The sequence below is a fragment of the Paraliobacillus salinarum genome, from assembly GCF_014083865.1.
Classification (GTDB): Bacteria; Bacillota; Bacilli; order Bacillales; family Amphibacillaceae; genus Paraliobacillus; species Paraliobacillus salinarum.
Map to the genome: position 1 here is coordinate 345146 of NZ_JACEFA010000001.1, position 13851 is coordinate 358996.

Here is a 13851-nt window from a genome sequence, read left to right on the forward strand (position 1 = left end):
TAGTACATATAAGATAGACAATTCTGTGATTATCATATACTACTCAATCCCTTGTAATAAATGTTGTATTCTTGTATGAAGTTCAGTGATATTAAAAGGTTTGGTTAAATAATCATTAGCACCCAATGATAATGCACGTTCTATATCATTTTTGTTTTTTCGACTGGTAAGCATTAAAATTAAAAACTTTTCTTGTAACTTTAAGGCTTTTAATTTTTGTAATACTTCAATACCATCCATAACAGGCATCACACCATCTAAAACGATAAAGTGAGAGCCATCAATTTCATGTCGTTTGCTTTCAAAAAATTTCGATCCATCTTCAAATACAGCAATATCTAATTGTTCAAAACCTGATGTCACTGTATTAAATATTTTTGTCAGGATCGTTCGAATAATTATTTCATCATCGATAATTGAGACGTATAGCTTATTATTAGATTTAATTTTAGGCAATTCATTTCCTATTTCAATTCTTGCTCTTCCATTGTTTTTCGCTTTGTATAAAGCTTGATCTGCTTTTTCCAGAACCGTTTCTAGGTGAGGTTCATCTTCCATAATCGTATAGATCCCAGCTGAAAAAGCCATTGTGAAAGTTTGCTCTCTTTCGTTGAATTCTATTTTTTGGTACTTTGCAAGTATGCCTTCTAGTTTTATCTTTACTTCTTCAATCGTGCTGTTAGGGAATAGAATCACAAACTCTTCCCCACCATAACGAAAAACGGTATCAGCAGGGCTAATATTTCTAATTAAGAATTGTGCAAAATGATACAATACTCTATCACCAGCTGCATGTCCATAAGTATCATTAACCTTTTTAAAATAATCAATGTCCAACATAGCAACTGTAAATGCACTATTTCTATCCATGGTTATCTCTAATTGTCGTTGATAAATATCATGTAGAAATTTTCTATTATATACTTGGGTTAGTTCATCAATTAACACTGATTTATCAAAAAGCTGTTTCCTTTGAATATGTCGTGTAACTCTGACGATGAACTCTTCAATATCAATTGGCTTAGCAATAAAGTCATCTGCTCCAATCTTGAAAGCAGCAATTCTTTGTTCTCTACCATGGTTTGCACTAATAATAATTTTTGGGATAAATTTCTTTTCGTTATGTTCATGTATGTCTTTCAGTATTTCAAAACCGTTTTTCTCAGGCATTTCAAGATCGATGATTAAGCAATCTGGTGAAGTGTCAAAATATTGGTTGGTTGCTTCTATAGGGTCTTTGTTGGCTATCACCGTCCAGCCCTGTTTTTCTAACACATCTTTTAACAAAATAAGCATCGATGTGTCATCATCGATTAAATGGATAACAGGCTTTTCTTGTGTTTCAACATTTCCCTCTTCCTCGTTATTTACAACCTCAGTATCTTCAAAATTTTCATACTCATAGCTATATTGTAAAATGGGATAAAGGAAATCTCTCACTTCGTAAATTTTCCACACCTTATCGCCTTGGTTAAGTTCATCAAGTAAATTAGCTGCGATCTCATATAATTCATTTAATTGTAAAGTACCTGCTGTTCCTTTAATGGAATGAACAAAACGATACACATCTTCATTTAGAATATTTTTTTTCGTTCCGGTTTCAAACCAGTCTTTTGCTTGTTTTTTTATATTATTAAATAATAGTTGTTTATATTTATTAAAGTCCATCTTGCTACCTCCCGATCTGTGAAGTATCTATTATGGAGAAATCTATAATTAATTGCACACGCGGTTTCGCCTTAATTTAATTCTATTATACTAGTATTTCAACATATTTCGACACTAAAAACATATTTTTCTAAATTTATTGTTTAAAAAGTGTGTTGATTAAATCGGTAAATCTAATAGCTGCTCAAACGTATCAATGGCATAATTATATTTACTTACTTCACCAAATCCATATCTTGCAAAAACAAATGGAATACCGGCATATGCTGCTGCTTCTTGGTCTCCTGTTGTATCGCCAACATACACAGCGTCCATTAACTGATTTCTTTCCATAATGAGCTTAATATTTTCTCCCTTAGACAATCCGGTTCTGCCTGGATTTTCATAGTCTTGGAAGTATTTATCTAAACCATGATAGTGATAGAATGCTTCAATATACCCATCTTGACAGTTACTCACAATAAAAAGGTTATATTTTTCTGCTAACTTTTTTAAAACTTCTTCCACGTTGTGATAAAGTAAACCGCCATTACTAGTTAAATAGATATTTTCCGCTTCGTAACTTTCATTTAAAATTTTAAGTGCTTTCTCTTTATCTACATCTGACAATAACCTTTTACTGAACTCGTCAAAAGGCAGACCTAATACAGCCTTCAGATCATCTTTTGTAATTTTTTTATTTATATTATGTCTCTCAAGAACGTTATTCCAAGCAATAACGATAGACTCTCTTGCATCCCATATCGTACCATCCAAATCAAAAATAATATTTTTCATTTTCATACTCCTTTATTAATAAGAAAACTACTTATCTTAAATACTATAAATTATGACAAATCACTAGTTTAGTTTATTTTACTATACATAAACTATACAAGGCGAATATAATAAAAAAACTAGAGCTTGAGACAAAACAATATTTCTCAATATATAAACGAACATTTATCTTAATGACGAAGAACAAACACCGCTGTGGAAATATACTCTCTTTCCGCAGGCACGGCTTCAGCTAGCGCTGTTCGAAGTTGCTGAAAAACTAATCCCTGACTGTATATTTATAAGTATTAATCATAATGAAGGATGATAATTAAGTTATGTGTATTATGTGCGCATTCACTCCAGTTACAGACGATCGCTTTCCGCGGGCACGGCCGAAGCTAACTTGGTAAAGAAAAACACTTTACCAAGTGGATCTTCGGACACGTGCTGTTCCCGCAGGAGTCGTCGTCTTTCACTTCCGTTTTTTCATCAATTTACGCGCTTTTCCCGCAGGACAAGGAACGCTTAGGAAGCGATGCATCGCACGAAGAAAATGGCTTTTTATTTTCGAGGAGTATCGTATATTTCCACAGCTAATTTTCTCTCTTAAAATAAGAAACGAACTATAAATCCAGTATATTGGAATTAGTTCGTCTCTTATTGTACGTGTTTTGTTTATGTCCCGGTTCCTAGGCAAGTGAAAATTACCATTCAGGTAAATCTATTTTTAATATCAATTACTATTATACGGTTTTTTTCCTTGCTCTATTATTTTTTCCTCAAGATAGCTACGTAAACGCTCAACCGCTGCTTCATCACTAGTTGGACCAAGCTTTATAGTTTCTTCATACTGCTCATGACTGAAGGCTAAATCAGCTTGAATAACTTCTGGTCTCAATCCAGCGTGCTTGAAGTTTTCTCTTAGTTCTTTAGCAACATGCTTTTTTTGTTCAGAATCTAAACTCATTCTTTCACCTCCGAATTCTGTTATATGTATTTTTCCCAACTATTTAATTTTTACTAGTGATTGTTTGTACGTCGTTAAAACAAAATAAATAAATCAAACCTTGTTAATGAACATTTGTCTAATAACATGGTTTGATCTATTATTTTAAATAATTATTTTCTTAAAATTTTCTCCATTGTCTTACCTTTTGCTAATTCATCAATTAGTTTATCTAAATAGCGAATTTCCTTCATCGTTTGCTCTTCGATTTCTTCCACGCGGACGCCACAGATCACACCTTTGATCAACGTTCGAGATGGATTCAAATAAGGAGCCTCTGCAAAGAAGGTCTCAAAGTCTGTCTGCTTATCCAATTGTGTTTCGAACTCTTCTTGACTATACCCTGTCAACCAACGAATGATTTCATCAACTTCAGCTTTTGTTCGTCCTTTTCTCTCGGCCTTTTTAATATAGTGCGGATACACATTAGCGAAACTCATCGTATAAATTTTGTGTTTTGCCATGATACACATCCTCAGTTGTTTTACTTCATTTTATCACACATAATTGTTAATGCATTACTCAAACCCAGTAAATTAAATGCTCTTAACGAATTGCTTTACTAAATGATTAAATGCGAGAAAGTTTTTGCTAGGAACTTGATGGAATGCATCATCGACAAATGCAATTTGCATATTAGCTTTCTGTTGGTAAAACAACTTATGGTGATGAATCCAATACGCACGTTCACCGTATACTAACAATGTCGGACATTGGATGGAAGAAATTTGATCCACTTGATTATAATGTTGCGTGTCTAAATAAAATCTAAGCCATATGGCGGGATCAGTCTTTAAAATATGTTTATATAATTTCTCTTCATCTGATTCATTATTTGCATTGCTATACGCAAGAATTTCTGCTAATTTTTTTGGATCTTTTATAACTACTCCTTCACCAATCCGATACATCCACTCTAAACCTAACGTATCAATCTTAGGATAAGCTCCAGAAATTATTAATGCTTTTACCAAATTCGGATATTTTAACGTGAAAGCTTGTGCGATCACTCCACCTGCTGAATAAGCACAAAGAATGATTGTTTCTAAATGTTCAGCTTCGATGATATGCTTAATTTCTTCCACATACTGAACAACAATAGAAGATTCACCATTAAGCTTAGATATTGATTCACCATGTCCACTAAGATCTGGCATGATTAATTGAAAATGTTTTGCTAACTCTGTTTGATATTGAAAAACTAGTCTGCCTAAACCAGGTGGGTGGATAAACAATATAGATTCCCCACTACCTATTTTTTCATAAAATAGTTTTGCGTGTTTTAATTGAACAGTCGGCATATTAGCGTTCCTCTAATTCCGATGTATCGTAAAGTTTCAAGGCCTTACTAGCAGGTCCTTCGAGTACTTCACCGTCGATAGAAAATCTAGATCCATGGCAAGGGCAATCCCATGTCTGTTCATTGGTGTTCCATTTCACTTCACATCCTAAATGGGTACATGTCGTATCAACCGCATGTAATTGTTGGCTTTCATCACGATAAACACCGACTTTATTTAATCCAGCTTCAATGATCGTAGCTTGTTCTTCAGCTAAAGACGATACATCGTTCGTTGGTATAGCAAGTTTTCCACCAATTAAATGTTTTGCTGTAGTAGCATTCATTGAAATCAGTTTCTTTATATCTGGATCACCATGAAAACGTTGCGGTGAAAAAAGTTCAGCCGTTGAGTTTTCTTTATTTAAAATAGTATCAGTGATTATTTGTGCTGCGACAGTTCCGTTTGTCATCCCCCATTTTCGATAACCTGTAGCAACATATATATTTGGTGTTGATTTAGATAGTTGGCCGATTAATGGGATTTTATCTGTTGTGGTAAGGTCTTGTGCCGCCCATTGATTAATTACAGCATCTACCTCAACGTGTTGATTAGCAAATGATTCTAATTGCTGAAAAGCTTCTTTCGTTTTATCTACATTGCCAGTACGATATCTCTCTCCACCGATGAGCCAAATCTCTTCTTCATCCGTTTTAGTAACTCTTACAGATCGAGTAGGTTGTTCCGCATTAATATACATACCGCCTGGATATTTTTGTTTTGCTTTTACAGCAATAAGATGTGAACGTTCCGCATACATTCTAGCGAAATACAATCCCTTCATATTGTAAAAAGGAAAATGTGTTGCAATAACAATGTGTTTCGATTGGATGACATGCCCTTGTTTTGTCACGACGGTTGGCTCGCCTGAATCGCTTTTCTGTATATCGACAGCAGGACTTTGTTCAAAAATACGTATGTTATCTTTTTTTGATATCTCGTTTATAAGTGATGCAAGATATTTTACAGGGTGAAATTGTGCTTGCTTATCCATTTTTAATGCAAGCTTCATTGGAATATCTATTGGCAATTCATTAACGATTGAACCAGATATACCTAGTAGTTGATAGGCAAAGCTTTCATTATTAATTTTATCTACTTCGTTTGGATCATTCGTATAAATATAAGCATCTTCTTCAGAAAAATCACAGGAAATTTGATGTCTATCAATGATTTCTTTGATATATTCTAATGCACTATGTTGCGCGGTGTAATATTGCTTTGCTTTTTCTTTTCCAAAGTGCTGGATTAGTTCATCATAAACTAGGCCATGTTGTGCAGTAATCTTTGCTGTAGTATGTCCTGTAGTCCCACTAATTAATTGATCTGCCTCGATTAGCACCACATTTATATTTTCTTTTGCTAACATGTAGGCCGTTGTTATACCAGTTATCCCGCCTCCAACTATGGTTACATCAGCTTCCATATCCTTTGATATAGATGGAAAAGATGCTACGTTTGTATTGTACCAATAAGACTCTTTATTTACTGTCATGTTCCTACTAACCTCCATCCTTTTTATTAGTATGAACGAAGGAACATGCAGGCATACAAAAAACTCTTCTTACACAGAAGTATAAAAAGAGTTTTCGTTTATATATTATTTGCGTTTTCGCATCATATCATAATATTTTAATGGTTGATCTACTTTCACTTTCGTAATCATCATGGCATGTTTTGCTCGATCAATCGGCTCTCCGTTTTCATCCCAAATTTCTTCAATCGTTTGTTTGAAATGATAAAAATTCGGTCCGAAAAATTCAACTTCATCACCAACGCCAAAACTATTTCGTTGTTGAATGGTTGCTATTTGTGTTGCCTCATCATAGTCGAGTACAAGACCTGCAAAGTCATATTTCGGGATACGTGCTGGTTTACCGAATAATTGATCTTTCTCAGTAGGCTCATTATAGTAAAAGGCAGTCGTTAAGGAGCGTTGTGCAGCTTTCCAGATTTCATCTACCCATTCCGGATCTATTTCAAAATGATCTGGATCTTCAAAGTATGTGTCGATAATTTTACGATACACATTTACAACTGTAGCTACATAGTGAATACTCTTCATTCTACCTTCAATTTTCAGACTATCTACGCCAGCAGCTAATAAATCTGGCATATGTTCAACCATGCTTAAGTCTTGTGAGCTCATCGTATAGGACTCATCTGATTGTTCTGAAATGTTTTCTGATCCATCTGTTCCATCTTCAAATAAATCATATTTCCAACGGCAAGATTGGGCACAGCCACCTCTGTTCGCATCACGTGCCGTCATATGATTCGATAATACACAACGACCGGAATAGGATATACACATCGCTCCATGAATAAAGGCTTCTAATTCAATATCAACTTTCTCTTTCATTTCTTTTATTTCTTCTAAAGAAACTTCTCTAGCTAATACGACACGAGGAATACCTTCATTTTTCCAAAATTCTACCGTGCGCCAGTTGGCAATCGATGCTTGGGTACTAATATGAATCTCAAGATCAGGTGCAGCTTCTTTACAAGCGGCAATTAAGGCTGGATCAGCAACAATTACTGCATCTATCCCAACTTCGTAAAGTTTTTTAAAATAATCTTTTGCTCCCGCTAAATTTTCGTTGTGTGCGATAATATTAGCCGCTACATACACTTTCGCTCCATATTTTCTTGCAAAAGCAATGCCTTCTTTCATATCCTCATACGAAAAATTCCCAGCTTTTGAACGAAGACCAAATTGCTTGCCGCCAATATATACAGCATCAGCACCATAATGAATTGCAAATTTTAGTTTTTCTAAATTACCAGCTGGAGCAAGTAGCTCTGGCTTTGTTTGTGTTTGTATGTCAGTCATGATAATACTCCTCTAACTAATAGATCTGTTCCTTAAAATAGAATCCAGTTCCTAATTTTCGATCTTCAGGTTGTATATTATAAATACGTTGTTTGAACCCTGCTTTTTTCAACTCAAATTGAGTTGGATCCTCTAAATACGTATCTATTGCTTCTTTGTATAATTGTGTAATTTCTACATGATAGTCAGTAGATTTTAATATCCCATTAATCCGAAGACCGTGAATTTTTGCATCTAATAATAAAGGTAAATGATCAATCATACACAAATCTGCGTCACTCATAATATGTGTGCCATTTACATCCTCGAATATCGGGTAATGTGTATCCTCTTCTTTACCTTGTGTAATATGCATCACCTGTTGTCGATCATATGATTTATCTATATGACGGTAATAATTTTCAACTAATTTTCGCTTCGATTGAAAAATACAAGTCATACCGTGTACTTGAATATCAACAGGAAACGAAACTTGTTCATTAATTTCTTTGATTGCATCGATTGCTAATTCGTTTGATAGAATAGCGCGGCTAATGCCTTTTTGATGCCAATAATTTAGTGTTTCATAATTTGTTGCTAATGTTTCAGGATTCCATATAATAGGTATATGAATGTCATATGATGAGACAATCATAAAAATAGATGGATCTCCACAAATAATCCCGTCAACTTTAACAGATTCTAGTTCCTTTAAATACGTTGGTATGGTTTCTAATATATCATTGTGAAAAATAGCATTAGTTAAAATGTATACCTTCACACCATGTTGATGACAGTATGTGGTTGCTGCTTTTATTTCTTCAATTGAAAAGTCACCAGTAACACGTAATCCGTAGTTTTGATGACCAATCGTAATCGCATCTACACCAACATCAATTAACTTTTGTACTTCATTCATATCTCTAGCAGTAGCGATTAACTCTGGTTGATAAGGACTTCCCATAACTTCACCTCAAAATTGCAGTCTACTATTTATTATGAATTAAATTTCAATATTTTCTGTGACAAATATCACAATTAAACATACTTTTTTATTTGTTTTTAATAATATCTGTATAGCTTGGCTGTCCATCTACTGTTTGTGCATGTTTGATTCCATTAATAACTGCTTGTTCTATTGCTTGTACTGCAAGCATTCCTACAATATTAAGATCAACAGAGACTTCGTTTGATGTCATCGCAAAAATAGTGTCACCATCAATAAGTGTATGAGAAGGACGCATCGTTCTAGCGAATCCATCATGTGCTATACTCGCAAGCTTGTTCATTTCAGCTTTTGTTGCTTTTGCATTAGTAATAATCGTACCAATCGAAGTATTTGTAGAGAAACGATTTGTCTGTTTATCTAATTGTGACAATAATTGTTCTTCTGTGTGTAGTAATTGATTATTTTCGCGATCATAAGCACCAGCAATAATTTGATTTTCGCCCGGATCGAATATATCGCCAAAGCTATTAACTGCAACTACCGCACCGACTTGGAGTTCACCAATTTGTATTGCAAAAGTACCTAAGCCACCTTTCATGGAAAAAGAAGTACCTAAACATTTTCCTACGGTTGCACCAGTTCCGGCTCCAATAGAACCATTCGTTGCTTCCTTGGTTGTTTCCGCATCAAGACACGCTTGATAACCTAAACTGGCGTCTGGTCGAATCGAAGCATCACCAACTGTTAGATCAAACAAAATAGCACCAGGTACAATTGGAACACGTGCAACACCTACATCAAAGCCTATTTTTCGCTCTTCTAAATATTGCATAATCCCATCTGCTACACTTAAACCAAATGCACTACCACCACTTAAAAAAACGGCGTGTGTTTCTTGAACAAGATTTTCTGATTTTAATAAATCTGTCTCTCGTGTACCTGGAGACCCACCTCGTACATCAACACCAGTTACTGCACCATTTTTGTTAATGATTACTGTGCATCCTGTTGCGGCTTCTTGATATTGCGCATGCCCAATAGAAAACCCTTTAATTTTATTGATTGAAATCTCTTGTAGCATCTTTTTTACAACTCCTTCCTATTTTTATAGTCATTTACTTTTATCTTTAATATAATTAAAATAGAAAAAAATTAAATTACTAGTTTGATTTCATCTTATATGGTAAATAGAATAATAACAATATTTTTGAGGTGATTAAATGAGTATGATACGAACACATATGATTGTTAGTGGCATGGTTCAAGGTGTTGGCTTTCGGTATACGACACAAATGAAAGCAAACGAAATGGGGCTAACTGGTTGGGTCAGAAACCTATCCGATGGAACAGTTGAAATAGAAGCAGAAGGTGAATCAAAGGTTGTTAATCAATTTGTTGAACTAATAAAAAAAGGGCCAAGACGATTTATTCATGTTGATCATGTAGATGTAAATACTTATGATGACTTAAAAGGATATACGTCGTTTGAAGTTCGGTAGTATGAAAAGTTTGTACAATAACTGTCGTATCGAAGGAATGATTAGTAAAGTTAAAGTATCAAATCGAGTTGCCTATGGCTGTCGAAATTTTACAAATTACAAGAAACGAATACTGTTGCACTTTAAATTCATACCAGTAGAACAAATAAAAACATAAAAATAATACACGTCCTATAGGAGCTTAGCCGCTTCAGGACGTGTAAAAAAAATCAGTTTATTTTTCTTCAAAGAATTTACGATTAAGTGCAATATAGTCATGTTCCTCATCTGGAACTTCATCTTCCATAAAGATTGCCTCTACCGGACAAACAGCTTCACAAGCTCCACAATCAATACAAATATCCGGATCAATATAAAACATATCTTTTCCTTCTTCTATACAATCTACAGGGCAAACTTCTACACATTCGCCTGCTTTTTCTTCAATACAAGGTGATGTAATTACAAAAGCCAAGAAAAATACCTCCTTAAAAAAATTACTATTCTATATCTTACCACAATAATGCTATTGTACCCAAATAAAATTGGTAATTATCATTTTTGATACTACCAAATATGACGAACCTGACAGGTCTCATCTTTAAATTCGAGTGCATACACATCTGGAGTGGTCAATGTTTTCCAATCCTCAAAACCAAAATCTTTTAAATAATGAGCTAATATAATACTTAATAGATTTCCATGTGTAACGATAGCTACACAGTCATTTGTTTGATCTTGCAAGCATTCATCTATTACTGATAACCCTCTTTTTAATGCATCATTGGATGATTCTCCACCTGATAAAGAAAAATCTAAATCTTGAAATGATAACTCCAAAATATCTAACCAATCGTCTATTGGTTCATTACTCAAGACCCTTTCTTCCAGACGAACATCTTGCTCAATAGGAATATGCTGTGCTGCAGCATAAGGTTTAATCGTTTCGATGGCACGCATAAATGGACTAGAGATTATTCGGTTGACTTTACAATCGTTGTCTTCCAAAAATAATGCTAAACGATGCGCTTGATTCACTCCATGCTGTGTTAATGGAGAATCCATATGTTGTCCTTCTGCTTGGCAATGTCGAATCAAAATTAGTTGCTTCACTAAATCAGCTCCTATGTAAAGAGGATATCGTTATCGAAAATGTTCCTGAACATTTCTTATTATCTATTGTTCTACAAAATATTCTTTTTTAAATCCACCAATACGATTTGAATTGTCTATAATAAAATAGAATTCATCTGTTTCATTTTTTACATCATATACTTTTCCTGGAGTCAGGACATGATGAACGACAAACTTTTTCGCATCCGCATGGACACACTTTATTTTTTTAATCGTATTAGACTTGTCCCAAGTATGGTGTATCACCATTATGCACCCTCTTTCTCTCTCTCATACTAACACATTTCTATTTTAGCACGAATATTACAAAAAAATAAGTCAAACTGTAATTATTCGTGTGATTTTTACGTTAATTAAATATTTATTCTAAAAATCTAGTTTAATTGCATGGGATTTTCAACTATACAAAAAGCCACCGATTTAAGGATTGCTAGAAGTGATGAAAATAAACTAGCGGAATGAGAGGATTTAAGTGGAGATAAAAAACGAGTGAGTAGATGTAGTCTAGTTGATTGGAACGTGAGGTGGCGACCCTGCTGGGAAAAAGCATCCACCTGAAGTAGAAGTCAACGGAGTTAGAAAGCAACATAAAAGGCATAGCCTAAAGCATTTAGACTATGCCAATTTCAAAAAACTCATTCATCACTAACAGCACCATTCTTTAGGTAGCTCCTATTGTATTATTCAAATAGTGATAGAAATTGTTCATATCCTTCTTCTTTTAGTTTCTCCTTTGGAATGAAACGCATTGCCGCTGAGTTCATACAATATCTCATGCCACCTTGATCAATTGGTCCATCATCAAATACATGGCCAAGGTGAGAATCAGCATCTTTACTACGAATTTCAATTCGCCTCATGCCATGTGTTGTATCTAAATTCTCTTTTAATTGCATGCGGTTAAGTGGTTTAGTAAAGCTTGGCCAACCACAGCCCGCATCATATTTGTCTTTAGATGAAAACAATGGTTCACCGCTAACAATGTCAACGTAAATACCATCTTCCTCTAAATCATAAAACTCGTTTTGATAAGGGCGCTCTGTACCGTTTTCCTGGGTTACATGGTATTGAATTGGAGAAAGAATCTTTTTTAGCTCCGCTTTCGTATGTTTCTGTTTCCAATGCTGTTGAATAAAGTCTTCTCTTCCTGATCCCTTTTTATATAATCGATAATGAAACGCATTTTTCTTATAATAATCTTGGTGCTTTTCTTCAGCTGGATAAAATGTTTTTGCTGGTAGAATGCTTGTAGCAATTGGTTTATTAAATTTACCAGATTGACTTAATGATTCCTTAGAAGCCATAGCCAACTGTTTTTGTGTATCATTATGATAAAAAATCGCAGTTTGATAAGATTCACCACGATCATTAAATTGTCCACCTGAATCAGTTGGATCAATTTGCTGCCAAAACAGTTCTAGCAATTTTTCATATGGAAAAATATCGGGTTGATAAGTAATTTGAACAGCCTCGAGGTGCCCAGTTGTATTCGAACATACTTCCTCGTAGGTTGGATTTTCTGTATGTCCTCCAGTATAACCTGATACAACTTTTTCAATTCCAGGCTGTTCATCAAATGGTTCAACCATACACCAAAAACATCCCCCGGCGAATGTTGCTAAAGCAAATTCTTGATCCAAAATAGATTCCTCCTAACAGATTATAGTCTTTAACTATTACGTCTATTGTAAGTTAGGTTAAGTAGCAATATCAAATAAAGAGCTTTGGTTTTGATCCGTTTAATTGATTTGTATCGGACTTATCTGTCTCAATTAAATAGATATTTTCATTATTTGTTGTAACGGGAGATTTATTTTCGATCAATTCATCTTCATTTTCATTCATTTGCTCATTACTTTCATCTGTTTCACTTGTAGTAGCTTCTTCTTCCGCTTCTTCCTCGCCATCCGCTTCTTGAAAAGCTTTTAATAGAGATAACATTGTCGGAAGATTTTTCACCATCGGACCATATTGCTGAATAATCGGCGTAACGGATTGAGACATTTTTAAAATTTGTTGAATGTTTGATAATGTGTTCGTTATTCCTCCGCCACCTGTAGTAGCTGCTGCTGTAGGTAATTGACTTCCTACTTGAGAAGGCAATAATTTTTGAATGATACCTTGTAACCCACCCCTTGGCGCTACGGTAGTTGGTTGATAGGCCGCGGGCATTCCTCCCCACTGCTGAAAGCCTTGCATATTCATTGGTGACATATTTGGTTGTATTGGTGGTCTTCCTTGTAACGGTGGAAACATATCGCTCCCTCATTTCATTAAAATACTTCTATGTTAGTGTACGTAAGACCAAAAAAAAAGTGTAGGCTATATGATTATTCACTAAATATCTATTGAAATACTTGAAACGACTATAGGGAACTGTGAATTTATGTGAAGGAAATACAAAGAGACTCCTTGAGGAATAGCGCAAACACTAAGAACGCGCAGTGTATTTCCGTAGCCCGAGTATGGTTCGATTTTTATATTATTTTTCATTCTCAAAAAAATGGAATAAGGACGGGACATAACTAAATAAAAATCATGAGAAAACGGATAATAATACCTTGTTTAAGGATCATTATCCGTATTTTTTCGAGCAGACACATTAGCTGTGGGAATATACGATACTCCTGCAGGAACAGCGCGAGCTGAAGATCCACTCCTTAAAGCGTTCTTTTGCTTTAAGGAGTTAGCTGAAGCCGTGCCTG

The 13851-nt window shown here is 34.7% G+C and carries 15 protein-coding genes and 1 pseudogene; 2 read left to right on the plus strand and 14 right to left on the minus strand.

What is annotated here, in order from left to right; translation table 11 throughout:
* Positions 1-39: 39 nt before the first annotated feature.
* The 9 genes from HP569_RS01720 to HP569_RS01760 form a co-directional block, all read right to left on the minus strand.
* A complete protein-coding gene (locus tag HP569_RS01720; protein ID WP_182199350.1) occupies positions 40-1668 on the minus strand; it encodes a diguanylate cyclase in 1629 nt (542 codons plus the stop codon).
* A gap of 159 nt (positions 1669-1827) precedes the next feature.
* A complete protein-coding gene (locus HP569_RS01725) occupies positions 1828-2445 on the minus strand; it encodes an HAD family hydrolase (RefSeq protein WP_182199351.1) in 618 nt (205 codons plus the stop codon).
* Positions 2446-3160: 715 nt separating this feature from the next.
* The gene (locus HP569_RS01730) at positions 3161-3394 is read right to left on the minus strand and encodes a DUF2316 family protein (protein ID WP_182199352.1); all 234 of its coding nucleotides are present in this window, start codon (positions 3392-3394) and stop codon (positions 3161-3163) included.
* 152 nt (positions 3395-3546) lie between these two features.
* Positions 3547-3897, minus strand: a complete 351-nt coding sequence (locus tag HP569_RS01735; protein WP_182199353.1) for a DUF2200 domain-containing protein — start codon at positions 3895-3897, stop codon at positions 3547-3549.
* Between the two features lie 72 nt (positions 3898-3969).
* Complete coding sequence (locus HP569_RS01740; protein WP_182199354.1) at positions 3970-4734, minus strand: alpha/beta fold hydrolase; 765 nt, start codon at positions 4732-4734, stop codon at positions 3970-3972.
* Position 4735: 1 nt separating this feature from the next.
* Positions 4736-6268 (minus strand): FAD-dependent oxidoreductase, encoded by a 1533-nt coding sequence (locus HP569_RS01745; protein ID WP_246366865.1) that lies wholly within the window; start codon positions 6266-6268, stop codon positions 4736-4738.
* A gap of 105 nt (positions 6269-6373) precedes the next feature.
* Positions 6374-7606, minus strand: coding sequence for a peptidase U32 family protein (locus HP569_RS01750; RefSeq protein ID WP_182199356.1), 1233 nt, complete (start codon positions 7604-7606; stop codon positions 6374-6376).
* Between the two features lie 16 nt (positions 7607-7622).
* Positions 7623-8549 carry a peptidase U32 family protein gene (locus HP569_RS01755; protein ID WP_182199357.1) on the minus strand — a complete coding sequence of 309 codons (927 nt, stop codon included), beginning with the start codon at positions 8547-8549 and terminating at the stop codon, positions 7623-7625.
* 88 nt (positions 8550-8637) lie between these two features.
* On the minus strand, positions 8638-9615 hold the full coding sequence (locus tag HP569_RS01760) for a P1 family peptidase (RefSeq protein ID WP_182199358.1): 978 nt from the start codon (positions 9613-9615) through the stop codon (positions 8638-8640).
* A 139-nt stretch (positions 9616-9754) separates the two neighbouring features.
* Here HP569_RS01760 and HP569_RS01765 point away from each other — a divergent pair, with 139 nt between their 5' ends.
* Both HP569_RS01765 and HP569_RS01770 read left to right on the plus strand, forming a co-directional pair.
* Positions 9755-10033, plus strand: a complete 279-nt coding sequence (locus tag HP569_RS01765) for an acylphosphatase (protein WP_182199359.1) — start codon at positions 9755-9757, stop codon at positions 10031-10033.
* Positions 10032-10190, plus strand: a pseudogene (locus tag HP569_RS01770) (transposase); the annotation flags it as partial. The gene HP569_RS01765 and the pseudogene HP569_RS01770, both read left to right, overlap by 2 nt.
* Before the next feature lie 57 nt (positions 10191-10247).
* On the opposite strand, the gene HP569_RS01775 reads toward HP569_RS01770, so the two are convergent.
* From HP569_RS01775 to vrrA, 5 genes are all read right to left on the minus strand, one after another.
* Positions 10248-10487 carry a ferredoxin family protein gene (locus HP569_RS01775; RefSeq protein ID WP_182199360.1) on the minus strand — a complete coding sequence of 80 codons (240 nt, stop codon included), beginning with the start codon at positions 10485-10487 and terminating at the stop codon, positions 10248-10250.
* A gap of 92 nt (positions 10488-10579) precedes the next feature.
* Positions 10580-11125, minus strand: coding sequence for a histidine phosphatase family protein (locus tag HP569_RS01780; protein ID WP_182199361.1), 546 nt, complete (start codon positions 11123-11125; stop codon positions 10580-10582).
* Positions 11126-11188: 63 nt separating this feature from the next.
* Positions 11189-11392 carry a DUF6501 family protein gene (locus tag HP569_RS01785; RefSeq protein WP_182199622.1) on the minus strand — a complete coding sequence of 68 codons (204 nt, stop codon included), beginning with the start codon at positions 11390-11392 and terminating at the stop codon, positions 11189-11191.
* 434 nt (positions 11393-11826) lie between these two features.
* A complete protein-coding gene (gene msrA / locus HP569_RS01790) occupies positions 11827-12786 on the minus strand; it encodes a peptide-methionine (S)-S-oxide reductase MsrA (protein WP_281366357.1) in 960 nt (319 codons plus the stop codon).
* Positions 12787-12856: 70 nt separating this feature from the next.
* Entirely contained in the window at positions 12857-13402 is a 546-nt protein-coding gene (gene vrrA, locus HP569_RS01795) for a VrrA/YqfQ family protein (RefSeq protein WP_182199362.1), read from the minus strand.
* Positions 13403-13851 lie beyond the last annotated feature (449 nt).